Origin of the sequence: Nocardia vaccinii NBRC 15922 (assembly GCF_001613305.1) — a bacterium.
Classification (GTDB): Bacteria; Actinomycetota; Actinomycetes; order Mycobacteriales; family Mycobacteriaceae; genus Nocardia; species Nocardia vaccinii.
In genome coordinates, this window is record NZ_BDCC01000007.1 from 142695 (window position 1) to 167343 (window position 24649).

Below are 24649 nucleotides of genomic sequence, written 5' to 3' on the forward strand. Positions count from 1 at the left end.
GTGTGGCGATCCGTCTATGTGATTCTACTTATTCCAATAATGGCGTGCTTCGACGTCGTCGGGAATCGAGTGGACGGCGGCGCGCGGGACCTTACGACAGACGTTTGCCCACGCCGGCGAAGCTGATCAGAGCCATGATCGGCGCTGCGATCAGTGCGCCGACGAAGAATGCGACGGTTCGCAGGAGGGCGCGACCGGTTCGGGCCGTGGCGGGCCGAGCATTGGTGTAGCGCACAATGGCCACGATCGCTGCCGCGATGAGCAGAACCGCAGGATAGACCAGCAAGATCGACATCGGATTCTCCCTCCTTATTCCAATGATTCCAGAGTGTAGAGCGTCGAAACCGTGTCAGGGAAGGGGTTCGAGGCAGACGCCGGAGCTTCCACATTCGGGATACGGCCGCGCCGCAGGTGGCTCACCCTCCAAGCGCAGGTGCAGTGCGCGCGGAAGCGCCTGTAGTGCAATAGAATTCGCCGGGGCAATCACGGGGTCCTTGATTGCCGACTATGGTCTTTCGGCGGTGTGTAGTCGGCCTTTTTGGCAATGGCGTCCTCCGCCCAGTCGGCCCAGTCGGCCCAGTCATCGCGGTCAGCCCACCAGGCGGCGCGGGCGTTGTCCCAGACCGATGGCGTGCAGGTGAATCCACGCTTGATTCGACCTTGGGGAGCTGCGGGTGGCAAGCGGCGGCCGGTGGGCAGGCGATCGGGTGCCGGGGGGAAGTCTTCGCCTTTACGCAGGCGGTGGCGCTTGCGGGTGGCAGCCGTCTTGTCGGCCAAGGCGGTTTCGAGCCAGTCGGACCACGCGGGATAGAGGTCGCGATCGGCAATCCATTTCCTCTTGGCTGCCTCCCAAACTGGGTCGCTGATGGAGAAACCGCGTCGTTGGCGTCGCCACCCCGCCGAGGGGTCGATTCGAGGCTGTTCGCCCACCCGTTCCCTTCCTCCAGTGCTTCCAATGGGTGAAGGCAATGGTACCCAGGGGCATCCGCCTCGACGGCACTCTACGTCGGCAGCGATGACCGAGCCGTTGCGCCAGCGGATTGCGGCCGTGTCTTCCTCGGCCCCGGATTCGGGATCCCCGCCAGCACGGCGCTTGGGCATATCCAACGCACTTTCGCCGCCGGGCGGACGATGTCGAGACTCGGCCCCAGGCGGCCACTTTGCGACCGTCGATGTCGCCGCTGGTGAAGAGTGCGTCGAAGCGGCGGTTGATGATCGGCCGGCGGGCCTGGTTGTCGATGATGCTGTGCCAGTACGGCTTCCGGTACACCGCGCCGTTCCAGCGCAGAAGATCGCCCCTGCCCCGGATGATCGGCAGCACGGAGATCATACCCGGTACAGCTGAGCGGCGAGGTCGCGTGGGAGCCGGTCGGCGGTGAGCAGTCCGTCGACGATCTGGTGCTCGCTGATGTAGCGGTCGATGAGCGCCCGCAATACTTCGTCGCCATACTCGGACAAGTGGACGCCGTCACTCCACATGCTGATTGCTCCGGCCGGCGGTTCCGCCGGTGCAGTTGGGGACCAGCCGAGGCACGTGGCACCGAACATGACCTCGTCCCACACGTCGACGAAGTGCGCTCCGTGATCGTCGACGGCCCTGCGCGCACGTTGGTTGTAGGCAGCGATGTCGGCGTTCGCGGGCGGGACGGTGATACTCGGTTCCCAGCCGATGGGCGGCTCCCCGACGACCAGGACCCGGCGGGCCCGGCCGGTCAGGATCTCCAGTGCCGCACGGAGATTGGCGTCGTACTCCTCGATTGCTACTGCCTCCGACAGGCGCTGCTGGTAGCCGCGCCAGACGTCGTTGATTCCGGCCCCGAGTACGGCGAGATCCCATCGCTGCTGGGGGTCCTGGGCGGCGGTGCGGATAATGGCGAGGATGTCGCGGCTGGTCGCGCCGCCCTCACCGTGGTTGTCGGAGGTGAAGGTGATCCACGGGTAACGGGCTCGCCAGGTGGTGAGCAGTCCGTGGACGTAGCCGCGGTTGCGCCATTCGGTGATTTCGATGGTGTCGCCGATGGCGGGGAGGTCGGCTTGGGCGCTCAGGCGGGGGTTGTGGGCTTCGTAGTGCTCCATCAGGCTGGTGCCGAACCACGCGATCCGCAACTGTGGCCGGGACTCGGTGGCGTCGAGCGGGCCGGGGTGGCGGGTGGTGACACGCGCCGGTGTCCCGATGGCGGTCGTGTTTGGCGGCACCGATGCGGTGACGACGGCGTTCGCGCCGATCAGCACATTCTGGCCGACGGTGACGCCGGCGATGATCGAGACCTTGTTCGAGATGATGGCACCAGCCTCGATGATAATGGGGGCGGCGTCGAATCCGCTGGCCCACGGGGTGATCGGTTCACCGGCAGTGGTGGTGTCGTGAGTGCGGGCGCGGTGGTTGTGGTCGTGGATGTCGACCATGTTGGAGATGCCGACACCGCGGCCGATGCGAATGTGGGTCATGGCGGAGATGACGACGTTCTCTCCGATTGCGACGTCGTCGCCTATGACGATGTGCCCACCGGCGTTGGCTTGCAGGGTGGTGCCGCGGCGGATGCTGACCCGATCGCCGAGGGTGATCGTGGCGTCGGTGTCCATGAGAAAGTCGACGTCGTTGGCGATGACGCAGTCAGTGCCGATGCGTACCGCGTCGCCGTGGCGGTCGCGGATCCGGTCGATGGGGGTAATCGTGTCGGTCACGCTGATCATGCTCCTGTTCTGGTGATGGGGTGTGGTGGCTATCGGAGGGTGCTCGACTGCGGTGTGTCGATCAGGTAGTCGCCGATCACGATGGCGTCCAGGCCGAGGCGGGCACCGCTGCGCAGCGCATCCGCCGGTGAACCGACGATTGGTTCGCCGGGTCCGTTGAAGCTGGTGTTCAGCACGCAGTCGATATCGGTCTCGACGGCGAAGCCGTGGAGCAGGCGCGCGTAGGCCGGTTGCAGGTCCGGATCGACGCGTTGCGGGCGTAGCGTGCCGTCGACGTGGACGACAGCCGGAATCTGTTGTCGTGCTTGAGGTGTGGCATTGTGAGCGACGACCATGAATTCTGCCGGACCGTCCGGTGTGGACGTCCAGGACCCCAAGTCAAGCATGCTCGGTGCGAGTGGTCGCCACAGTTCGCGGTGTTTGATGTCGCGGTTGACGCGGTCGCGCAGGGCGGTACTGCGTGGGTCGGCGAGGATACTTCGGGCACCGAGCGCGCGGGGCCCGGCTTCGGCGCGGCCCTGGTGCCAGCCGATGACCTTGCCGTCAGCCAGCAAACGTGCCGCCGCGAGCGCGATATCGCCGGGAGTGGTGTAGTCCGCACCGGCGGCATGCAGTGCAGTCTCGATTGCATGGTTGTCGTAGGCCGGGCCGAGCAGTGCTTGGGTTTGGCGTGGGCCGGGCACGGTGTGTTCGCCGCGGCGGTGCGCGACCTCGAGGGCGGCGCCGAGTGCGCATCCGGCGTCGCTGGCGGCGGGCTGTACGAATAGGGTCTCGATATCGGGTGTGCGGGCGAGGATTCCGTTGGTGGTGCAGTTGAGCGCGACCCCGCCAGCCAGACACAACGCACTTGCACCGGTTTCCTCGAGCGCTGTCGCGACGACGCTGATCAAGCAGCGTTGCAATAACAGCTGCGCCGAGGCCGCGAGAGCAGCGGCGAGGCTGCGAGGCGCGTCGGCGCCCTTCGGCTGGGCGGGGATTCCGGCGTCGGTGAACGCCTTGCCATAGGCGCGGCGTAGGTCGTGGTAGTAGGAGAAGTTGCGGTAGCGTGCAGTCTCATCGGCATCGGGGGCCAGGCCGTACCGGGTCAGGTCGAGGTGGTAGCCGAAGCTGGTGGGGTACAGAAAATCCAGGTCGATGACAGGACGGCCGTAGGCAGCCAGCCCCATCAGCTTTCCCGCGTTGGTCCAGTCGCCGAGTCCAGCGTGTTCGGTTGCGAATTGATAGAACCAGCCCAGGGATTGGGTGAAGGGGAACTCGCGCACAGTGCGCAGGCCTGCTCGGGTGCCGTGGTGGATGGTGGTGGACACCCCGTCTCCGGAGCCATCGACCACGACCACGGCTGCGTCGGTGAGACCTGCTGGATAGAAGGCACTGGCGGCGTGGGCGAGATGGTGGCCGACGACGGTCAGCCGGTGCGGGCGATCAGGCCCGGCGTCGGGTCCGATAAGTTCGGTGATCAGGTCCACGTCGTCGGTGTGGTCACAGTAGTTGGGCCAGTAGGGATTCCACGCGACTGCGACCTCATCGACCTCGGCCCAACCGATTCCGGCGTGGTGAAGGCACCACGCGGCCGAGCCCGCGGCCGAGCGGGAGTCGCGGTGGTGCTTGATCCGGGAGAACCGTTCTTCCTCTGCAAAGGCGATAACCTGGCCGTCGGCGACAAGACAGGCCGAGGCGTCATGGTGGTAGGCACCGCCGAGCCCGAGCACATATCCCATTGATCACTCCTCCCGCGCTGCTTGGGCCGGGGATAGCGAGTTGCGCACGGCAGTGTGCACCTCGTCGACGGTGATGGTGTCCATGCAGCCGCCGACCCCGCCGCAGGTGACCTGGTGCGCGCATGGCGAGCATTCCAGGTTCGATCGCAGCGCGGTCACGGTGTCGGCATGACGGGGGATGACCTCGGCGCCGTTGCTCGGCCCGAACAGAACCACCACGGGTAGGTCGTGGGCGAGGGCGAGGTGGAAACCCAAGGTATCGCCTGTGACCATGACGTCGCAGAAGTCGGGGACCGCAGCGAACTCTTCAAGAGGTATCGCGTCGTGGCGGACCCGGCCTGCGCCCGTGTCCAGCTCGCGCAGCAGTTGGTGACATACGCGGGCATCGCCCGCTCCGCCGGTGATGACCAGCCGATTCCCGTCGTCTAGCAACCGGCGGCCCAGGTCGCTCCAGCGCTGCGCCGGCCATAGCTTGGTGGCCTTCGAGCCGCCGACGTTCAGACACACCCAGCCGCCACCCGTGCCAAGCCGGGCAGCGACACGGGCGCGCGCCGCGTCGGGGACCGCCAGTTGGTACGGCTCACCGGTGTAGGTGTACCCGGCGACCTCGAAATACAGCTCGGTCCAGGTCTTTTCGTTGCCGTGAGTACGAAAGTCGTTCCAGGTGTTCATCGCGAAGAAGTGCCGTGCGGCCTCCCCGATCGGGTACAGCGTGTTGTGGTCGCCACCGTAGGCGAGCCCGGCGCGGTGCTCGGCGCTGATCCGCGGCACCAGCCCCGCGGCGGCCGGCTGGCGTTCGAAGGAGTAGATGGCGTCGTAGTGCTCGGCGAGCAGGGTTTGGGCCGCGTCGTCGTCCCAGATCAAGACTCTGTCGATGTGCGGGATCATTGACACGATGGCTGCGGATTCGGAGCCGACGAGCCAGGTTATGTGTGCGCCGGGGTGTTCAGCTTTGATCCGGGCCGGGAGCGGTGAGGCGATGAGCATGTCCCCCATGCGCTTGAGCATCACGATCAGGATCCGGTGAGTGACCGGTTCGTAGAGGGTGCAGCCGGCGCACGCACGCCAGTGTCGGCAGGGCAGACCGCCGACGAAATGGCGGCAATCCGGATGCCAGCTGAATCCGTTCGTGGTCAGCGTCAGGTCGGTGGTGGTCACGGTGTCCTCGGTTTCTCCCGCCCGGCTCGGCGCAGCTGGGTCGCCAGTTCTTCGGCGGCCTGGTGGTTGTGATCGGTCAGGTAGCGGGCTCGCAGGTCGGCGACCTGGGGAGCGATCGTGTGCGGGGATTCGCGATGGATGAGCAGGCGGGCCATGAGAGTGGCTAGTTCGTCGACGCCTTCGGTGGTCAAGCCGAGGAAGGTCACCTCTTGTACGCCCAGGCGGAGTCCGGGCTCGGGCAAGTACGGGATATCGATGGCGTTGACGACGATCCCGGCGTCGTACAGCAGCCGGGACGCGGCCGCGGCCTGGCAGATCGGCGTGATATCGACCCACACCTGATGCGATCGGGTACCGCCGCGCTCGGCGGCGCACACGGTGAACCCCTGGTCCGTGAGTGTGGCGGCCAGGCGGCGGGCGTTGCCCACCACCGAGGCCGCGTAGGTCGCGGCATGGTCGGTCATCCACGCCGTCGAGATGGCCAGCGCGGCGATGTCAGCGGGATGATGATGCGAGACCCAACCGGCCGCATGCAAGTCTATCTGCCGTGCGAGGTCTGGGTTGTTGGTAGCCACCACGCCCTTACCAGTCGGCCCCGGCCAGGTCTTGTGGACGCTGCCACCCAGGCTGTCAGCGCCCTCTGCGAGAGGGTTTTGGAATTGACATCCAGCGATCAACCCGAGGGTGTGGGAGCCGTCGTAATGGATCACCGCCCTCTCGCCGACCGCATCGCGTATTGCCACCAAATCGTGTGGGAACAACGCCATGAACGAATCCAGATAGATCAGCACAGGCCCGTCGACGCTGCGGGCCCGGCGTGCCAGCATCTGCACATCCACGCACCAAGTGGCGGGGTCGACGGGCAGCGGCTGCCAGTACAGCCCGAACCGGCGCGCGACGAATTGGGTTGAGCCGTGGCCGCCGTCGGGTTCGGACAGGCTGAACACTGTCTGTGCCGATCCGGATAACGCCGAGAGCGCCACGGTCATCGCCGATAGCCCGGAGACCGGTTTGAGGTTGACGAACTCCGCTCGCAGTAGCACACCCATTGAGGTGGCTGCCGCCGCTTCCAACTCGGCGAGTTCGCCGCGGCCCGGCCACGCCCAGGCGGTGTCCTCTGCGCTGCCGAAGCAGTACCGGGTGAGCGCGTCCGTCAGATACGGCACCCTTGCGGCCGCGGGCATCTGATTCTCGCTAGCGATCAGATGCAGCCGTGGCGCGGTCGCGAGTTCGAAACGGGCCAGCCGACAAAACATTTCGTCGATGTTCACCGGTGCACCGCCCGGTGTACCCGAGCATGGACCGGACCGTCAGGGGTGCGCACCGGCTGAAACTTGGCCACCTGCGGACGACTGTCGGGGTTCAGGTCGATGCGATGCTCGGCGAGCACGACCGCGGCCAGCAACAAGGTGCTCGCCTCAGCGAAACTGCGGCCCGCACACGCATGCGCGCCCCGCCCGAACGCCAGCAGTTCCGGCTCGCCGCGCGACCCATCCGGTCCGCAAAAGCGCTGCGGGCGAAAAGCTTCCGGTTCCGTGAACAATTCGGGCAGCAGGTGAGTGGTGGGTGCGCTGTAAGCGACGTGCCATCCAGTTGGGATGGTGAAGCCGCCGATTCGTACGTCCGTGACCGCCTGCCGGGTAGCAACGGTATTGGGCGTGTGCACGCGCGTACACTCGGCCAGCACGCCGCGCAGCCCTGGTGCGCCACCACGTACGATCGCCCGCATCGGGTCCCCGATCACGTCGCGGGCTTCGGTGGCCAACGCGGCAGCGAGCCAGTCATCTAGCGCGCATTCGATCAGCAGCCAGGTGATCAGGCTCGCAGTAGTTTCTCGCGCCGCGATCAACAGCGCCAGCAGGTGATCGACTACATCTCCAGCTGGGGCGCGCCCCGAGCAGATCAGCCTGGACAGTACCGACGACCCTACGCTGGCGGTCACGCGCACCGTGTGTGCCCGCAACAACTGCCTCAGCTCCTCAGCAGCATCTACGGCCGCAGCGAAGACCTCGTCCGTATCCTCGCCAGTCGCGGGCAGCTCGGCGCCTGCAACGAACCGATCGAAAAGTTCTGGCACCCGCAGCCGGGTCGGATCGTCGGCGGCGAACCCGAGGATCGCCGTCAGGCACAGCTCCATGGTGTAGTCGCGCGCAGCTTGATATAGCGGCACCGCTGGCAGCTGGCGCCACCGCGTTACGTGACTTTTCGCGATCCGGGCCATGGTGGGCAGATAGCCAGTTACCGCATCGTGCCGCAACCCGGTCGAGAGATAGGCGCGGGTGGCCTCGTGCTCGCGGCCACAAAGAGTGAACACCGCGCGACGGAACAGCGTATGGATGGTTCCGCTGTTGTGGACCGCCAGACCGCCCTCGCGCTCCCGTGCGAACATCTCTCGCACTGCGGTCGGCCCGACGCAGTACACAGTCGGCGCATCGTCCGAGGTCTCAAGGGCGAACACGGCACCGAGTCGGTGATGTTGGGCGGCGAGGAACCCCGGCAGATTCAGTGGCGGCGGTCGACGCAGGATCGGTGGCGGGCTCACGCGATCGCCTCGCAGGCATCCAACGTCGTAGCTGTGCGTTCGAGGATGCGTTCATGGTCGAGGGCTGCCGGCTCGATCGAGTGGCGGCACTCGCACGAAGCCGGCAGATCGGAGAGGTCGCCGGTGACGCTGTAGGCGACCAGACCGTCCACGATCAGGTTCGCGCATAGCTCACATGAGTCCGGATACACCGAGTCGAAGTCTGTGCCCCGCATATTGATACACGCCACCCGCACCGCCGCCTTGGTGTGCGCGCCGCGCACGGCGTCGACGACGGTCCACAGGTTCGGCGCTCGGTAGTGGCCGCGCTGGTACAGCCACCACGCCACGGTGTTCGGCGCAAGCCTGGTCGGGCACAGCGTCACCCCGGACACGCCCAGGGACGCCACATACGCCGTCGAGCCGATAACGTCGGTCATCGCTTCGGCCTCGGTGAGGAACGGCGGCCCGATCATCAGATACACCTTGGGAATCACGTTGTGCGCCTGCATCAACGTCACTGCGGCCTCGAACGACTCACGGGTGACGCGGGTGTTCACCAGGGTTTCGCGCACCAGCCGATCCGCCGACTGCAACCCGATCCCCACTTCAAGTTGCACGTCACCGAGCGCCTCGACGAACGGGACGAGTGTTCCGGTGGTGATGAACTGCGGCAGCGACTCGACGACCAGCCGGCGTACCCCGGTGGCCGCGACCCGCCGAGCGATATCGATCTGCACGTCGGTCGGCACCTCGCGGCGGGCGAAAAAGCTGCCGTCGTTGTAGAGGGCGAGCATGTCGTAGTCCGGCTCGTCGTCGGTGCGTCGCAGCAGTTGGGCGACCTGCTCACGAAGGTTCCCGGCGTTCCCGCCGAGCAGCCCGAAGTTGTTGTAGTTGGTGAACGGGCACATCGTGCACGTGGGAACCGAACATCCGCCCGACATCAGGATCGCCTTCTTGCGACCGTAGGTGACACCGTCGGCGTCGCGGACGGTGTCGTAACCGACGAATCGCGGCTGGGGAAGGTGCTCGACCGTGGTCACTTCGCGCAGCGACCGCGACAGCATTGTGATTCGGTGGCGTAGCGCCTTCTCTCCATCGAGTACGTCGGTTGTGTTGGTAGACATCGCGTTTCCTCCGATCACAGGGACTTCGCAAGTTCGCCCACGCCGACAGTCGCCCTTCGGGCGTGGTCGAACAGGTCGTGGGCGTAGCTGCGGATTTCGTTGGTGCTCAACGGTTCCAGGCCGGGCAGGGTCTTTCGCAGGTGTCGCATGTCCGCGCACGTCCAGTACTGGTAGCGGTCGCGGACCGGATTCGGCACCGGCACCATCGGCACGGGTGCACCGGCCCACTCGGTGCACCAGCCCAGCAACGTCTCGAAAGGGATCGCCGACCCGGAGCCGAGGTTGTAGACGCCCTTGATCTGCGGGTTCTCGAGCAGCCGGACCAGCGTCGTCACCAGAGCCTGCACCGGCAGATAATCCCGTGCGGCGGTCAGGGTGTCGTCGAACAGCCGCACCGGTCCTCCGGCGGCCGCCGTGGTGACAATCTGCCACAGGATCGAGGCCATGCGCCCCTTGGTCTCCTCGCCGGGCCCGAAGACGTTGGTGTAGCGCAAGCCCACATAGTCCAGCCCGAACACCGTTGCACGGCGCCGCATCGCGTGATCCATCACGAGCTTGGATTTCGCATAGGCGTTGAGCGGACCCGAGCAGCGTCCGTAATCATCGGTGTCGGACTCGAGTGAGGAAACTCCCTGCGGCACTACGCCGTACACGCTGCTCGATGAGGCGTACACCAGCCGTGTCCCGGATTCGGCGCACGCGCGTGCGATCCTTAGCGGCACCGTCGCGTTGCACCACCGCAGTCGCTCATCGTCCTGTGCGAGAGTGTTACTGATCGCCGCCTGGTGGACGACCACTACGAACTCCCCTCCGGCGATCCGAGCCAGCAGCTTCGGATCCGCGGCGTCCGCAGTGATCGACTCCCACCTCCCCGCCGCGCGGGCAGGTTGCAGGTCCACCCCGGTCACCGTCCACCCCGCGGCGTGCAGGCCGGCGACGGTGTGACCGCCGATGAAACCGGCAGCGCCGGTCACCAACACCGCGCGGGTCATGGCTGCACCGCCCGGCCCGCCGCGGCACGTTCGATCAATTCGCTGGTCGACACTCCATCCAGGTAGGGACCGAGTACGACTTGGCCACCATGGCGTTGCACCACCTCGGCCTCGGGCAATTCGGTGGCGCCGTAGTCGCCGCCCTTGACCCACAGGTGCGGTCGCACCCGCTCCAACAGCTCGGTGGGGGTGTCCTCGTCGAACACCACCACGGCATCCACACAGGTGAACGCCGACAACATCGCTCTACGCTGCGCCTGCGGGACCAGAGGCCGACTCGGGCCCTTCAACCTGGCGACGGAGGCATCGCTATTGAGCAGCACGATCAGGCAGTCGCCCATTGCGCGGGCAGCCTCCAACAGCTGGCGGTGCCCGTCGTGCAGCACATCGAAGCACCCTCCGGTGGCCACCACCCGGCCACCGGAGGACCGCACTCTCTCAGCCATCGCAACCCAGTCGCCATCGCGATCTCCCTGAGATCGGGGGCCTGGTGTGCGGCGCCCGGCCACGTAATCAGCAGCCGTGCCGAGTGCACGCTGCACCGCTCTGGACATGATCCGCGCACCGATCAACTCTTCGAGCAGGGTTACCGCGAACCGGTCGCCCGCCCCACAGGTATCGCCGTTCTCGCGTTGCGGTGCGGGAAATACCTGTGCGGGATCGGTGTCGGAGCCGACTAAGACCACACCGTCGGCACCGCGGGTAACCACGGCATGAGCGCACCGCCACCGTGACCGCAGATTCCGGGCCCGGCGAACGTCGACATCGAGATCCCCCGCAGCGCCGACGCCGTCGGCGCTGAGCAGTGCGGCTTCCTCATGGTTCGGCACCACAACGCTCACCGACTCGACTGGTGCCGGACCGTGCCGGTGCGGATCCCATACCACTGGCACGCGCCGCGCTACCGCCGACAGAAGTGCCCGCATCCGCGATTGCGCAGCCACACCGCGCCCATAGTCGGCGACCAGCACGCCATTCGCCTCGGCGAGCGCATTCGCCACCTCCAACGGCGGATCACCCACCGGGCACGGCGGTGCCGAATCGTCGACCATCACCAAGGTCTGACCTCGCGCCCGCATCCGCAATTTCACTGGCGTAGGTCCCGCAATGCCGAGGTCGATCACCGACACCCCCGCCGCAGTGAGGCCCGCGCGGGTTCGACGGCCAGGGGCGTCGTCACCGATCGCGGTCACCAGCGTGACCTCGCAACCGTCCGCCGCGGCAAGCATCGCCGCCAGACCTGCGCCGCCCGGGCGCCACCGCCGCGACACCTCGCTCAGCACCGGCACTGGCGCCTCCGGCGACACCCGCGTGACCTCACCGCACCAATCGCAGTCCGCCAGCACGTCACCGACCACCACCACGCGCCGAGCTTGCTCCGGCGTCGGCCGCGCACCGTCCGTGCCATCAGTCATCGCGATAGTCGGTGCTGCACAAGATGTTTCGCAGCTCAGAGCGGCATCGACCGCCGCGCACAGTTCGTGGGCGATCAGCAGATGGCATTCCTGGATCGTCGATGTCGCCTCCGACTCGACAGACACCACCTCATCGCACACCTGCGCCAGTGGGCTCCCGGTGGGCCCGGTCAGCGCGAAGGTGAGCATTCCCAGCGCGTTCGCCTCCACGGCGGCCGCGATCACGTTCGCACTAAGGCCGGAGGTCGAAATCGCAAGCAGTACATCGCCTTCGCGGCCGTTCGCACGAACCTGGCGTGCGTACAACTCGTCGAATCCGTAGTCATTACCGATCGCGGTAATCACCGCTGAGTCGGTGGTCAACGCCAACGCCGCCAGCGGGTTCCGCTCGGATTCGAAACGGCCCACCAGCTCGGCCACCAGGTGCTGCGCCTGCGCCGCGCTTCCACCGTTGCCGACCGCCAGTATCCGCCCGCCACCCCGCAGCCGACTGGCCAGCATCTCGCCCCACGCCCTGACCTTTTCCAAATCCGCGCCCGCCAGGGCTGCGGACAGTTTCGCGACGCGATCCATACTGGATCCGTTCATGTATCCCACCTCGCGTGATCATCCATCAGCGAATCTCCCTGCAAATCAATACATTTGATCGATTGGGGCTGGACCTGGCACACAAAGACACGTCATCGGACCCGCCCTACCGCGGCCAAGCAACTTTCACCGGTCGAGGCCGGATCCCAGCGGAGAGAATCGGCGAGCAGCCTGTCCATCTCTGGGGCCGGCCGCCAGTCGTGCGACGCGACCAAGCCGGGGTCGACAAGCTCACAGCACGACAGGATCTCGGCGATTTCGTCGCGTTGGCGCGGCCTGAATTCGATACCGCAGTCGCGGTAGATCTTCGCCGCACGCTCGACCTCGTCAGCATTCACATCGCTGGTGACGTGGCTGAGAATTGCATACGACCCGGCGGGCAAGGATGCCGATACCGCCTCCACCACTCCGCGCGGATCCGCGATGAATTCCGCGACGAACCCGAGGCAAACTGCCACGGGCTCAGCAACATTCATGGTCGCGGTGATCGCGCGCACGATCGTGTCGGTATCGGTCAAGTCCGCGTGAACGAATACGTTCTGCTCGTCCGCCAGCAGCGCCTGCCCGTGCGCGGCGATCACAGAATCGTTGTCCACGTATAGGGTTCGCGTCGCCGGAACCCTCCGGCGCGCGACCTCATGCAGATTCGGTGGGCACGGATAACCCGAACCGAGTTCCACGAACTGGCCTATCCCGCACTCTGCTGCCAGGTGGTGTACCGCGCGAACCAAAAACAGCCGGGCCGCGCGAGCGGACTGCTGGAACACTGTGCAGTCGCGCACGAGCCGTTTGCCGACCTCCCGATCCACCGCGTAGCTGTCTTTCCCCGCACCCAACAGGTAGTCGTGGATCCGTCCGCAATGAGCCCGGCTCGGGTCGTGGACTGCGATCGGTTCGGGTCGCAGGGACTTGTCGTAGCCCGTGCTCATACAGCCCCGCCCGTCTCCCGCTCGGCCAGTGGGCCGCGGCTTTGATCTGCTCGGATACGAACACGGCAGGTTGAGGAGCACCGCGGATGCAACTTGTGTGCGCGCTGGGCCTGCTCGAGGGGCAGCACGCCCGGGTCGGTTGAGCAGTCGTAAAGGTTGGACGTCACGTGTCGCAGCAACGCCGGATCCAGATAGTCCCGCCCTAGCCCGTAGGCATTCATGACCAGCGGCCTATCGGCGCGGCTGCGCCCGTGGCTGTCGCGTCGGGCGTGACCGGCAGCCGCCCGATCAACGTGGGCTCGTAGTGCATTCCGGACTCGAGTGCGTGCCGGACGACCATCGTCACCCAACTGCGGAAGCTCGCGTTGTCTGCGGCTGTGGACATACGCAGCTGGGTTCCGTTGGGGTCCAGGTGCATTCGGGCGTCCGATCCGATCGCCATCCGCATGGTGTCGAAGTGGACGAACGGCAGCCCGGCGGCCGCGGTGACCGTCAACGGATCGGCCGCTTTCGACCCCGGCCGTTTGCGCGTGAACCAGCGGTCGTAACCGGCGGCCACCAGCCGCGCCCATTTCGGCGCGTTCTCCGCCGCGAGCAACCGATACACCTCGCTGTCGCGGGTGATCTCGGTTTCGGCAGTGAAGGTGACATCGCTGGTAACCAGCGACAGATCCAGATCCGGCGCGGTCCAGACCGCACACGCGCTCGCAGGATCCATGCGCGCGTTGTGCGAGGCTCGAGCCGGATCACGATAGAGGTGAGCGGGCCCGCCACCCATCAACGTGATCACCAGCCGCCGCGCCAGCTCCGGCGCGCACGTGTACAGCCATGCCAGGTTGGTGAACGGGCCTTGTCCGATCCAGGCCGCGCGGTCGCTGTCGCCCAGCACTGCACGGACAGCCTCAACCGTCGAACCGGTAATCGGCATCGATGCCGGCGGGAAGTCGTCGGGCACCAGCCCGTCGCACACCCACCGCGACTCGGCCCCTTCGATCTCCTCACCAGCGACGACAGCGACACCCGTCCGTCCGCACAAATTCAGCAGATACCGCGCCAATCGCGCGCGCTCACCCCCGCCGAACTCGTCGCTGGTCACCACGAGTCGTAGAGGCAGCGCCGCGGCCGCCAGGATCAGCGCGAGCAAATCATCTGGGTCATAGCCAACATCTGTGCAAATGCAGGTCGGCAACCGGCCCGCCGATCCCGTTCCGACATGAAGTGACGCTACTGGAGCGACCATGGCATATCCCTTCTAGATGGCATGAAAAGTCGTTGGTAAGGAAGCTGTTTCAAGTCTTCGGTCACCCGATCGTCGACCGCGACCGCCGCCAGCCGCTGTCGCGTAGCCTCGGAGGCGAAAGCCTGCGCAGCGGACTCCTCCGCGCGGTAGTGCTGCGGCGGCACCCCGGGTAACCCGAAATCGACGACGATGTGGCGCTCCATTACGGACGCGTCCGCTCCTGGTCACCCCGTAGCTGCTGCAACTCGTCGAGCACCCGCTGTAACGTCGCTGAATCGGTAGACCACTGCCGGGGCAACTCCACCCCTAGCTGCTTTCGGGCCGCACTCTCTAGCACCTCGCTCAGAATCTCGAAGTGCGGGGCAACGAGGAACCCGAAATTCGTTGCGGCAAATCATCTTTCACAGCGAAGCTCCTCACACGGAAACCAAACGGCCGATAGACTTGCTGTGGCGCTCGTTCGGTTCGTCGAACGATGGGATATGGACGGCCGCCTGTGGCGGCGGCAGGGAGACGACGCCGCAGATCGCATGGGTGTCGAGTCGGCCGTGCGCGCCCCGGCCCGGCGTACGGTGACGACGCGCTGCGGCATCGGCAAGAGCGCAAATAGTCGCTGACGGAACGGGATTCGTCATGTACTTCAGCATCGGCACAGCCCGCCTGGTGCGGAACTGCACCGGCACCGAACCGCACTGAACTTTCACCGAACTTCGTGCCCAGGCCACTGCCGTGTACCGGTTAGCCGGTGGGACACTGGCGGCATGATGGAACTCAACGGCCGGCCGGTCACGGTGGACGACCTTGCTCCCCTCGCGTTGGTCGGACTCGGTCACTTCACCTCGATGCGCGTCGAGGACGGCGCGGTCCGCGGCCTCGAACTGCATCTGGATCGTTTGGTCCGTGACAGCCGCGCTGTCTTCGACGCCGAACTCGATCCGGACCGTGTCCGCGCCCACGTGCGGCACGCCATCCGCGCCGCCGATGGACCGGTGGTCGTCCGAGTGACCATCTACGATCCAGCGCTCGAACTGTCCAAGCCAGGCGCCGCAGCCGACCCGCACGTACTGGTCTCGACACGCCATGCACCGGCGGTGCCACAGACTCCGCTGCGTCTGCAATCGGTCGTGTATGCGCGGGACTTGCCGCGGGTCAAGCACATCGGGCTGTTCGGTGCGTTGCACCAGCGCGCCATCGCGCAGCGCGCCGGATTCGATGACATCGTGTTCACCGCCGGAGACGGCTCGATCAGCGAAATCGCTACCAGCAATATCGCTTTCATCAGCCGCGAAGGTCGCCTGGTGTGGCCGCACGCCGAAGTCCTCGCCGGCACCACGATGCGGCTGCTGCATCAGGTCCGTGACGAAGAGGTCGTGACCGCGCGCGTCACCCTGGCCCAACTCGGTGACTACGCCGGTGTCGTCGCAACCAACGCCGCGACCGGCGTCCGTACCGTGGCATGCATCGACGAGGCCCAGTGGCCCGAGCACGAGATGGTGTCGATCCTGCGCAAGCAGTACGAATCCATTCCGCCACAGCGGATTTAGCGCACCCCGGCCCTGAATCGCCGCTAGGCTGTTACGCCACCGCATTGGGAAGGGGCGCTGCCGTCGATGAAAAGCCTGGTCCGGCCGTGGACGGGAGCCGACGTGGCCGCGTTGCGTGTGGCTCGCCGCATGTCGTTGATCGAGTTCGCCGGGCACCTGGGAGTCAGCGAACGCATGGTCTCTAAGTGGGAGGCCAAGGGAACCGACATCACGCCGCGGCCGGTCAACCAGGCCGCGCTCGACACCTCGCTGGCCCGCTTGACCCCGGATGAGCTGGCCCGATTCGTCATTGTGGTACCCGCTGACGCGATCGTTGACGCACCTGATCCCAGTCTGCTCATCCAGCCCGACCGTATCCGCCATCCCGTCGACGGACGCTCGATGACTTGGATCCCCGAAGGTGTCTTCCTGTCCGGGCCGCTGGACCAGCCGGTCTGGCTGCCCGGATACCACATCGACACCTACTCGGTCACCAACGCCGACTACGCGACATTCGTCACCGCTACCCAGCACCCGGCCCCCAAGCACTGGGAGAGCGGTCGACCGTCTGCTGATATCGCCGATCACCCCGTGGTGTGGGTGACACACCACGACGCCAGCGCATACGCACGCTGGGCCCACAAACAACTGCCGACCACAGCACAGTGGGAGAAGGCCGCCCGGGGAACGGCGGGAGCCACCTGGCCGTGGGGCAACCAGGTCACCCCTGCCAAATGTAACTGCAAGGTCTTTAACGAAGACGGTGCAACGACCCCAGTCGACTGCTATAAATCCTCGGTCAGCCCCTACGGCGTCTACGACCTGTGCGGCAACGTCTGGGAATGGCTGTCGACCGAATCGGCCCCTGACCGATTCGAGCTCAAGGGTTCCTCGTTCGCCAGCCTCCTCGAAGCAGCCGCCCCTGCGGCATTCAACGACGCTCACCGACTGATGTCCGACAACGACACGGGATTCCGGTGCGCTACACGAAGTCTCACACCGTAGCTCCCGATGGACATCCAGATCAGTTGTGTCCATGGGCAAGTCGCTGCGCACGACCCCATCAGCACGCACGATGGTCATTTCCGGCTCCTGCCTGTCCATACGGAATCCACTGACGGGATGTCGAATAGCTAGTCGTCTTCGAGTCCAGCCGACAAAAGCGCGGCAGCTTGCGCCCACAATTCGTTCGGCACGCTCGTCGGACGATTGACGACCGCCCGCGCGGTCGTTGCGGTCAACGGCGGCTCTGTGACACCGAGGTTGGCTCCGAACGCCGACTGCGAGCTGAAGTCGCACTGCTGGTGCACTGAAGTGTGCAAGCGCCCGTTGACGGTTCGGCTGCGTCGTTGGCACAGTCGGCGTATGGCGTCTCGTGCTCTCGCCTCGCCACTCAACCAGGACATAAGTCCAGCGTGGTCGTAGCCAGGGCTTCCGGGAACGTAGCAACTCGTAGCATTCAGTAAACGAATTCGGCGTCCAGCAAACCAACAACCCGCCGGTACCGTGAGGAGCATGACTGATCGCCCGCCGCGCACCACGGTCCATTCCGGAGAGGTCGTGTATGACGGCCGACCATGGTTATCGGTGGAGCGCCACCACATAACGACGCCGGATGGAGTCGATCGGCATCATCACGCGGTGCGACTGAATCCCGTCGCGACGGTCACCGCCGTTGATGACCACGGCCGGGCTCTGCTGCTGCAGCGTCATCGGTGGATCATCGACACGATCGGCTACGAGTCGCCGGGCGGGATCTTGGATTCGGGTGAAGAGCCCGAAGCGTGCGCGCGCCGTGAGCTGCTGGAGGAAACAGGATTCGCTGTCGACCGGCTCACGCTCGTGGCGGAACTCGAACCGATGCCTGGTCTGGTGCAGACACCTCACTACATCTATCTCGGGCACGGCCCACAGCAGGTAGGAGCACCTTCGGACGCGGAGGAGGCGGGGCAGCTCGTGTGGGTTCCGCTGGCCAAAACTGCCGAGTTGCTGGCCGCAGGGCAACTTCTTGGAACAGGCACGGCTGTGGGAATGCTAGCCGCCGCGAGCCTAACCAGCGGTCATGAGCTGGTGGCTTCGGCGGTGGAGCACATCGTGTCGGCGTCGAAGCCGTCCTGAGCCCAGAGTGCGGATGTGACCAGCCGAAACTGACAGTAGGGACACCGCTTCTTCTCGGCGACCTGCGTTGATCGCTGCTTGTGCGAGATCGAGGTGCTGGGCGCAGCGGGCGCGGACGAAGTCCTCGGGAATCACCTGCATCGAGTCGCGGGTGAGCGCGGCGGCCGCTGGATCGCCCAGCTGGGCAAGTATGTGACCGGCCCAGCGGGAAAGGTGCGTTTCGTCGTGCGCGATGAACGGCATCGCGTCATCATCGCAAGATCCGTTGGGCAGTAAGGCTTCCGCAATGCTCAGCGCATCGCGGGCCGTCGATGCTTGTCCGGGGCAGTAGGTCGCCACCTGCGCACTTGTGGCCGACAGCCAGGATCTGAGCAAGGGCGGCAAACCCCCTGTGCGCTCCGCCTGGGCAACCTGTGCCATCGCCCTGGCCGCATCCCCGCTCTCCGCGAGCAACACCGACTCCTCACCTATGGTGTGGGCCAGCAGGATCGGATCCTCTGCCCGCAATGCGGCGGCTTGGGCCTGTTCGTAGTGTGTGGCAGCGGCTGTCGTATCCCCGACATCGAAGTCCTGCCAGGCGGCCAGCGCCGCAGCATCCGCTTGCGCCCTCGCGATGACAATACGATCCACGCCTTTGCTGGTGTGCCACATCGCATCCAGCGCGGTGACGTGCGCGGCCGTTTGCAGGCGTGCCGCCGGAGCACCGAAACGTCGATCGAGAATGCGCAGGCTATTGGTGTGATTCAGCAGAACCTCGAACAGAGTGCCGCCTTTGGAAAGATCGACGGTAACCGTCGGGAGCTCGAGCACCTGCCGCAACAACCGACTATGCAGCTTATCGGGCTTCGTGTGCCCGTTCTCCCAGCGCGACAACGCAACTCGGAGACTGGTGGAGGACATCAGGGCGATTCCCTGTTGGGTCGCGCGAGTACGCAAGGCGCCGAGCAACTGTGCCTGCGACCAGCCTCGTCGGGTGCGTGCCGACCTGATCTCCGTGCCGTCGATCGTGATCACCTCCCTTGCGACAGCCCCATGCCCGCACCCCGCTGGTACCGCTGTTCTGATAACCATAAGCTGATAATCAGAATTCAGGAACCGAATCAGGGTTATCTGAACTACAGCTACGGTAGTGACCATGGCGACGCGGACTGCCCGAGGACTACTGCTCGGGCGCGAGATCCACTACATGATTCGCGCCTCGGGCAAGAGCCAGGCCGAGGCGGGACGCATCATCGAGGTCGGGCAGTCGCGCATCAACAGCCTGATCGCAGGGACGGGAAAGATCGCGGCCGGCGACCTCCAGGTGCTGGCCAAGGAGCTGGGGTTCACCGACGAGCACTACATTCAAAGCCTGCTCGAGCTCCGGAGAGACAAGTATCAACGCGGCTTCTGGACCAGCGGACACCGGCGGGTGTACTTCGAGGAGCTTCGACTCCTCATCGACCTCGAAGAACAGGCCAACCGGTTACGCATCGCAGAATCCGAGATCATCCCTGGTCTGCTGCAAAGCGAGTCGTACATCCGTGCGCTGCACGCGCATATGCCAGGCGCCAGCAATGACGTCACAGTCGGGAACTGGGTGCAGGCGCGGCTGGAGCGTCAGCGCAACCTCGTGAAGGCGAATGCGCCAGAGTTCCATGCCATATTGTCCGAATCGTGCCTGCGGCGCCGTTACGGCGATCTCCAAGGCAAGGTCATGATCGACCAGCTCGATCACCTGATCGAGCTTTCCCAACGTCCCAACCTCCTGATTCAGGTCCTGCCGTTCAACACCCCGGTCGATGGTGGAGGAATGGAGGACCGCTTCACCCTCATCCGTGTCCCGTCACCGGGCGCGGCCGGTGACCTCGAACTCGCTGTTGTCGAAGCTCTCGGGGAGATTCGCTACATCATCGATAAACCGCCGGTCGGCACCCGCGAGACGTTGTTCGCTCGGCTCAGCGCCGCGGCGCTCAATAGCGAGGACTCGCGAGAGTTCGTCGACCGCATCGCACGAACCGTCCAGCGCGGATAGATGCGATCAAGGCTGATCTGGTTTATATCGTGAGAGGAACGAACAATGCCCCCGACCTTCACCCCTCGTGAGTGCATCAAAGCAGCGCGAAGCGCTGGCCAGAATTCATGTGTGCGAATCGGCCGGAAGAGTGGGTGGACCGTAATATGGGACGACAAACTAGCTACGCCGTATACCGATCGAGCTGCTGCGCTTCCTCCTGAGCAGGTGCTGATATTTCCGGATGAGCAGTTCGATGCGTTTCAGGAGGCGCTGCGCGCTGGCAGCGCCGAGGGGGAATGTGTGCAGATCGACCGGTCGCTCGCTGGTCGGTACACGTTTACTTCCCGAGTTTCGCCTTACCTGGATGGCATTCAGGTCGCTCTTTATTTTGATTCCGGCGAGTTTGAAGCGTTCGTTGATGGGGTCTGTAATCACGAATTCGATCTCGGTCAGTTCAGCGCGGCTGTTGTCACCGACACTGATCGTGCCGAAGACGCCTTGGACGACATCGAAGTATTCGCAACTCCCCATAGTGGTAGAGCGTAGATCAGGTCGTAAGTAGTCTCCATATCGTATTAAGGCGAATTTGGGTTTCCTGCAAGCTGATATAGCCGACTTGGCACACATGGGGACACTTCAGATTCGATGCCTAACCGGTGAAACAGTCGACCGGCATCTTCTCAACCAGCCCAACCATTTCCCTGTACCGAAGCGCTTGCCGCGGATTCGGAAAACGTACATTGTGACGGTAGTAGCGGTGGAATGCGATGATCAGTGCGGCATGCTCTGCCATGGCCGGAAGCAAGACCACATCTTCGGAATCCAGCGGACGAACCGAGCTGTAGCCGTCGAGAACGGACCGCACACGCTCACCATCGAGCTGTCCGCCCGTATCAGCGAGACCTACCAGAGCCATGCCTAAATCCAGCAGCGGATCATCCAGCGAAGCGGTCTCCCAATCAATCACCGCCAAACCGCCGTCCGGGCGGACGATCAAGTTGTCCGGGTACAGATCACCATGGGTGAGCACATCGCGGTGCCCGCTGCGCAGCTGACGCACCCTATCGAGCCGGCGCATCAACCATTCACCGAATTCCTGATCCTTGAACTCGACGATTGTAGCCTCGTGTTCAGGTGACAAGCGACGAGTCCGCACCGGAAGGTCCGGGAAACCCGGATCAGCGGAATGGAGCTGGGCCAGAATCCGGCCTGCCGCAGCGAGGAACCTGTCCGGCAGCGTGTCGTAAGCGGTGCCCTCGATCCACTGTTTGATGATTGCCGGACGCCGACCCCACGAGGTGACGAGGTCTCCGCCGACTGCGGGAATCACGTCCGTGGTCGGGACTCCGGCCGCGTAGAGAGCGCGGGTCAGTCGAGCTAGCCTTGCCGCGCTGGCATGGTCGTGATTGTCCAGCACAGTCAGTGTGAAGGCACCGGACGGTCCCTCGACTCGGAAGCTGGAATTCGCTGCCCCGCCGGCGAGTTTGGTGAGGGTGCAGTCGCCGAGGCCATATCGTTCAGCGATGCTGTGAATATCGATGTGCTCCAGTGCCGTGTAGTCGGCCATCCCTCAATTCCCTTCCACCGCAACGGCCTGGCGCCGATCGTCGACCAGCGACAACCAACGCGCCCGGGTCTGTGCCTCGCCATCTATCCAGTCCGCTCGCGGCCACTCCTCCTCTGGATCGGTGCCCGTGAACATGTGCGACATCTCGACCAGATACGCGAACTCCTGCCCGGCAACACTTGTCGTCAGACGGCGCCGCGCCACCGCCACCCCTTCGGCTTCGCCAACGACGGCCGCGTGGAAGCATTCCACCAATCGCGCATACGCGACCGGCGACGTCAACCCTGCCTCCGTCGCCTGGGCTGCGACCCGATCCACCCGCTGCGGCAACTGGTCGTCGTGACCGGCGTCGGCCAGCAGTGCCGCGACAGCGATCAACTGGTCACCGAACCCGACCGGCGCGTCGGCGAGCATCGCCTTCGCACGAGCGATCTGCTCCAATGCCCGCGGTCGGTCCTCGAACGCGGCAACGAATGCCAAATACGCCTGACACAACGCGGCCTCTCCAGCCCAGCCTCGCGCTGTCGCGTCATCACGGGCATTCGCCAGTGCGGTGCACGCGGCAGCGATTCGGCCATGAGACCACCACAATTCCCCGAGCGCCCGCTGTTGTTTCCCGTCGGCGCCGAGCCGGTCCACAAGACTGAGGGCTTCCTGGAAGTGGCCGAGCCGGCGAGCTAGATGCAACAGCCCACGTGTCGCTTCGCTGGCCAGGCGACCATCGCGTTCCACAACCTGCCGCATTCCGTTCAGCGACGCCGATAGGTTGCCGAGGTCGCGTTCACACATCGCTAGGTAGCACTGCGGCAGCTCGACCAACTCGTCCGGCAACAGCTCTTCCGCAAGAATCGCTCGGAGATCCTGCGCGGTGTCGGCGCGACGCTTTCGGTTCCGACCGGCGATTGTGTTAACCGCATCCGTCAGCGCCGCAGCGGAATTGCGCCCGGCCCCGTGTGAACCAATATCGATCGGCAGCCACACCGCGTCTTCGACATACCGGAATGCGGCATCGGCCAGCCATCCGAGATCGAAGTCGAACTCCGACGCCAACCGCAGCCCTTGCGTCATGCACGCCAACAACATTCGTGTATCTCGAACAGGTTCGGCGCATTGTTCACCGAGTGCGGTGTGGGCGCGGAGTGCAGCGAACTGCCAGTCACGCGGACTCCACCGGTCGTCACTGACGGTGTCGACGTTGCGTACCACGTCCCGCACCAGCGTGTGCAGGCGATAGGGCCAGACCCCACCCGGAGTGTGCTCCACGAATGCTCGTTCGGTCACCCGCAGCGCCGCCCCGTCCTGAGTGAGTCCCGCTGCAGCGGTCGCCAACTCGACCGAAAACCCGTCCAGCAGGCTCACCGCGCGTACAACTTGTCTTTCCTGTGGGGACAGATCACGGAACGTCCTGGCCACCAAAGCGGCAAAGTCGCCATCGAATTCGTCCACCTCCGGAACGCTACCGTCGGCTCGATACAAGCTCAGGAACCGCATGACAGCCAGATCCAGATATAGCGGCAGCCCCCTGGACCGCTCGACAATCGCCGCCCGCACCTGGGCCGGGATCACCGCCGCGCCCTCACGCGTCAATCGCCGAACCAGATAACCCTCACAGTCCGGCGGCGACAGATACCCGACAAGATGTTGACTCGGCTCGACCTGATCTCCGGCCGCCAGTTGCGGCCAATACAGCGGTCCCGCCCAGTCCAGCTGCCCTTCCAACCGAAAGTCCGCCCACCGTAACCGGTTCCGGCCAGTGATGATGAACAGAACGTTCGGCATCAACCACACCAGCCGCTGTAGCAGCCGCTCCAGATACAGGTCGTTGCGATCACTCACATCCTCGAAGGTGTCCAGCAGTATCACCGGAACGGCAGCATGCTTGGCCGGCACGTGCGCCAGGTCCCAAGCCAGTAGATGCGGATAGAAACTCAACGCTTCTACATCCGGCGCGGCTTCCAGAAGATCCGGCAAACGCTTGCATTCCAACGCCTGGAGCCGACGCTTGCGCTCACGTAGCGTCCGGATCAGCGTCGTCAAACCCTGACCCGCCAGTTTGCCCAGCATCCCCGGCATGCCGAGTGCCTGCGCGACGTCGTTGAGTGCATCCTCGATCTGTTCCTGTGTAGCGCCGCCGAAACGGAAGGGGAGTGCCCGCGCACGCAGGTAATCGTCTAACGACTCGTTCGGATGACACTGATCCCAATATCGCCGGAACGCCAGATCGAACGCGGGCATCGGCCCCAATGGTGCGACAGCGAGCCTGATCGCGAGCACCAGCGACTCGAAGTCCATACCACCCTGACGAGACAGGTCGATCCCTACTGGCATCACCCGCGGCAGTGGCGGGTCCGGCGTAACCCACTGCGGCACCGTCTCCGACGCGCCGTCCAGCTGCAACTCGATCTGCCGCAACAGCGCCGTCTTGCCGATGCCACCGACACCATAGAACGACAGCACGTTTCGTCGCGGTGACTCGACGTCCTCGGGATCGAAACTCGGGTCTGCCACTGCGGCAGCCACATTCCGGATACTGGCGACCACCGCCGACCACTCGCCCTCCCGGTTGGTGAACACATCGACAGCCCGTAGGTCGCGGTCGTTCGATCGAAACAGCCCCTGCAGATCCGAGCGCACCATCAGTGCCACATCCCCCGATGTCCGAGTGATCCCACCAGTCTGATTATCCACGCACCTGCCCTCCCGTCGCTTGGAAAGCGCTGACAGTCAAGCTATTTCGCTGGGCCAGATGGCGTCTTGATTCTAGGCGTCGATCGACAACCTCCAAGAGGGGTACCGGCGAAGATCGTCTCTGTCGGGTTATCGGAACGGCGGTTTCGCACGCAGTCGACCTGCAACTCCTTGCGGCAGTTTCTACCTCACAACGCATCCGGGACACCGCGTTCAGCCTCTGGCCTGCTAGTTCGCCTGAGAACTCGAGTATTTTACGGGTAGACGTCAGGCAGACCGGTCGGAAACCATGCGACAAGGTCGAACATCATGCAGCACAACAGGAACCGACGCAGCAGAGGCGAATCGCAACCACGTAAGGCAACTGGTCTCTCG

General features: G+C 64.9%; 22 protein-coding genes. 4 read left to right on the forward strand and 18 right to left on the reverse strand.

Translation table 11 applies throughout. The features are described from left to right. Positions 1-91: 91 nt before the first annotated feature. From NV1_RS03395 to NV1_RS43195, 14 genes are all read right to left on the reverse strand, one after another. Entirely contained in the window at positions 92-295 is a 204-nt protein-coding gene (locus NV1_RS03395) for a hypothetical protein (protein ID WP_067885360.1), read from the reverse strand. Between the two features lie 188 nt (positions 296-483). After that, the gene (locus NV1_RS41795; RefSeq protein ID WP_084525032.1) at positions 484-930 is read right to left on the reverse strand and encodes a hypothetical protein; all 447 of its coding nucleotides are present in this window, start codon (positions 928-930) and stop codon (positions 484-486) included. A gap of 396 nt (positions 931-1326) precedes the next feature. Continuing rightward, positions 1327-2685 carry a DUF459 domain-containing protein gene (locus NV1_RS03400; RefSeq protein WP_169813282.1) on the reverse strand — a complete coding sequence of 453 codons (1359 nt, stop codon included), beginning with the start codon at positions 2683-2685 and terminating at the stop codon, positions 1327-1329. A 38-nt stretch (positions 2686-2723) separates the two neighbouring features. After that, positions 2724-4412, reverse strand: a complete 1689-nt coding sequence (locus NV1_RS03405) for a carbamoyltransferase family protein (protein ID WP_067885364.1) — start codon at positions 4410-4412, stop codon at positions 2724-2726. A gap of 3 nt (positions 4413-4415) precedes the next feature. Further along, the gene (locus NV1_RS03410; protein ID WP_067885366.1) at positions 4416-5570 is read right to left on the reverse strand and encodes a glycosyltransferase family 9 protein; all 1155 of its coding nucleotides are present in this window, start codon (positions 5568-5570) and stop codon (positions 4416-4418) included. Next, the gene (locus tag NV1_RS03415) at positions 5567-6841 is read right to left on the reverse strand and encodes a PLP-dependent aminotransferase family protein (RefSeq protein ID WP_067885368.1); all 1275 of its coding nucleotides are present in this window, start codon (positions 6839-6841) and stop codon (positions 5567-5569) included. Before NV1_RS03415 ends, NV1_RS03410 begins: the two co-directional genes overlap by 4 nt. Continuing rightward, entirely contained in the window at positions 6838-8112 is a 1275-nt protein-coding gene (locus NV1_RS03420; RefSeq protein WP_067885370.1) for a cytochrome P450, read from the reverse strand. The genes NV1_RS03415 and NV1_RS03420 overlap by 4 nt, the downstream gene beginning before the upstream one ends. Then, positions 8109-9218, reverse strand: a complete 1110-nt coding sequence (locus tag NV1_RS03425; protein WP_157116503.1) for a hypothetical protein — start codon at positions 9216-9218, stop codon at positions 8109-8111. The genes NV1_RS03420 and NV1_RS03425 overlap by 4 nt, the downstream gene beginning before the upstream one ends. A gap of 14 nt (positions 9219-9232) precedes the next feature. Then, positions 9233-10210: an NAD-dependent epimerase/dehydratase family protein gene (locus NV1_RS03430; RefSeq protein ID WP_067885374.1), complete on the reverse strand. Its 978-nt coding sequence runs from the start codon at positions 10208-10210 to the stop codon at positions 9233-9235. Further along, complete coding sequence (locus tag NV1_RS03435; protein WP_157116506.1) at positions 10207-12213, reverse strand: PfkB family carbohydrate kinase; 2007 nt, start codon at positions 12211-12213, stop codon at positions 10207-10209. Before NV1_RS03435 ends, NV1_RS03430 begins: the two co-directional genes overlap by 4 nt. A gap of 92 nt (positions 12214-12305) precedes the next feature. Further along, positions 12306-13142, reverse strand: coding sequence for an SAM-dependent methyltransferase (locus tag NV1_RS03440; RefSeq protein ID WP_067885376.1), 837 nt, complete (start codon positions 13140-13142; stop codon positions 12306-12308). Positions 13143-13359: 217 nt separating this feature from the next. Then, entirely contained in the window at positions 13360-14382 is a 1023-nt protein-coding gene (locus NV1_RS03445; RefSeq protein WP_084525034.1) for a nucleoside hydrolase, read from the reverse strand. After that, a complete protein-coding gene (locus tag NV1_RS44425; RefSeq protein WP_067885380.1) occupies positions 14367-14585 on the reverse strand; it encodes a hypothetical protein in 219 nt (72 codons plus the stop codon). Before NV1_RS44425 ends, NV1_RS03445 begins: the two co-directional genes overlap by 16 nt. Before the next feature lie 213 nt (positions 14586-14798). Further along, positions 14799-15065: a hypothetical protein gene (locus NV1_RS43195; RefSeq protein WP_157116507.1), complete on the reverse strand. Its 267-nt coding sequence runs from the start codon at positions 15063-15065 to the stop codon at positions 14799-14801. 78 nt (positions 15066-15143) lie between these two features. Here NV1_RS43195 and NV1_RS03455 point away from each other — a divergent pair, with 78 nt between their 5' ends. The 3 genes from NV1_RS03455 to NV1_RS41805 all read left to right on the forward strand — a co-directional run bounded on the left by NV1_RS03455 (position 15144) and on the right by NV1_RS41805 (position 18023). Continuing rightward, positions 15144-15926, forward strand: a complete 783-nt coding sequence (locus NV1_RS03455; protein ID WP_245713537.1) for an aminotransferase class IV family protein — start codon at positions 15144-15146, stop codon at positions 15924-15926. A gap of 66 nt (positions 15927-15992) precedes the next feature. Further along, the gene (locus NV1_RS03460) at positions 15993-16910 is read left to right on the forward strand and encodes an SUMF1/EgtB/PvdO family nonheme iron enzyme (RefSeq protein WP_218026912.1); all 918 of its coding nucleotides are present in this window, start codon (positions 15993-15995) and stop codon (positions 16908-16910) included. Between the two features lie 510 nt (positions 16911-17420). After that, positions 17421-18023 carry an NUDIX hydrolase gene (locus NV1_RS41805; protein ID WP_084525035.1) on the forward strand — a complete coding sequence of 201 codons (603 nt, stop codon included), beginning with the start codon at positions 17421-17423 and terminating at the stop codon, positions 18021-18023. Here NV1_RS41805 and NV1_RS03470 read toward each other — a convergent pair. Continuing rightward, complete coding sequence (locus NV1_RS03470) at positions 17955-19037, reverse strand: helix-turn-helix domain-containing protein (protein ID WP_067885384.1); 1083 nt, start codon at positions 19035-19037, stop codon at positions 17955-17957. The genes NV1_RS41805 and NV1_RS03470 overlap by 69 nt on opposite strands. A 172-nt stretch (positions 19038-19209) precedes the next feature. On the opposite strand from NV1_RS03470, the gene NV1_RS03475 reads away from it, so the two are divergent. After that, on the forward strand, positions 19210-20037 hold the full coding sequence (locus NV1_RS03475; protein WP_245713538.1) for a DUF5753 domain-containing protein: 828 nt from the start codon (positions 19210-19212) through the stop codon (positions 20035-20037). A 159-nt stretch (positions 20038-20196) separates the two neighbouring features. Here the strand turns inward: NV1_RS03475 and NV1_RS03480 are convergent, their stop codons facing one another. From NV1_RS03480 to NV1_RS03490, 3 genes are all read right to left on the reverse strand, one after another. Further along, positions 20197-20550, reverse strand: coding sequence for a hypothetical protein (locus tag NV1_RS03480; RefSeq protein ID WP_067885386.1), 354 nt, complete (start codon positions 20548-20550; stop codon positions 20197-20199). A 118-nt stretch (positions 20551-20668) separates the two neighbouring features. Then, complete coding sequence (locus tag NV1_RS03485; protein WP_067885388.1) at positions 20669-21586, reverse strand: phosphotransferase; 918 nt, start codon at positions 21584-21586, stop codon at positions 20669-20671. A gap of 3 nt (positions 21587-21589) precedes the next feature. Next, positions 21590-24274 carry an ATP/GTP-binding protein gene (locus NV1_RS03490; RefSeq protein ID WP_157116509.1) on the reverse strand — a complete coding sequence of 895 codons (2685 nt, stop codon included), beginning with the start codon at positions 24272-24274 and terminating at the stop codon, positions 21590-21592. Positions 24275-24649: the final 375 nt, after the last annotated feature.

Bases quoted from the DNA above. Each gene is read 5' to 3' on its own strand.
- NV1_RS03395 (WP_067885360.1), bottom strand. From the start codon at position 295: ATGTCGATCTTGCTGGTCTATCCTGCGGTTCTGCTCATCGCGGCAGCG.
- NV1_RS03405 (WP_067885364.1), bottom strand. From the start codon at position 4,412: ATGGGATATGTGCTCGGGCTCGGCGGTGCCTACCACCATGACGCCTCG.
- NV1_RS03425 (WP_157116503.1), bottom strand. From the start codon at position 9,218: ATGTCTACCAACACAACCGACGTACTCGATGGAGAGAAGGCGCTACGC.
- NV1_RS03430 (WP_067885374.1), bottom strand. From the start codon at position 10,210: ATGACCCGCGCGGTGTTGGTGACCGGCGCTGCCGGTTTCATCGGCGGT.
- NV1_RS03435 (WP_157116506.1), bottom strand. From the start codon at position 12,213: ATGAACGGATCCAGTATGGATCGCGTCGCGAAACTGTCCGCAGCCCTG.
- NV1_RS03440 (WP_067885376.1), bottom strand. From the start codon at position 13,142: ATGAGCACGGGCTACGACAAGTCCCTGCGACCCGAACCGATCGCAGTC.
- NV1_RS03445 (WP_084525034.1), bottom strand. From the start codon at position 14,382: ATGGTCGCTCCAGTAGCGTCACTTCATGTCGGAACGGGATCGGCGGGC.
- NV1_RS44425 (WP_067885380.1), bottom strand. From the start codon at position 14,585: ATGGAGCGCCACATCGTCGTCGATTTCGGGTTACCCGGGGTGCCGCCG.
- NV1_RS03455 (WP_245713537.1), top strand. From the start codon at position 15,144: ATGATGGAACTCAACGGCCGGCCGGTCACGGTGGACGACCTTGCTCCC.
- NV1_RS03460 (WP_218026912.1), top strand. From the start codon at position 15,993: ATGAAAAGCCTGGTCCGGCCGTGGACGGGAGCCGACGTGGCCGCGTTG.
- NV1_RS41805 (WP_084525035.1), top strand. From the start codon at position 17,421: ATGACTGATCGCCCGCCGCGCACCACGGTCCATTCCGGAGAGGTCGTG.
- NV1_RS03475 (WP_245713538.1), top strand. From the start codon at position 19,210: ATGATTCGCGCCTCGGGCAAGAGCCAGGCCGAGGCGGGACGCATCATC.
- NV1_RS03480 (WP_067885386.1), bottom strand. From the start codon at position 20,550: ATGGGGAGTTGCGAATACTTCGATGTCGTCCAAGGCGTCTTCGGCACG.
- NV1_RS03485 (WP_067885388.1), bottom strand. From the start codon at position 21,586: ATGGCCGACTACACGGCACTGGAGCACATCGATATTCACAGCATCGCT.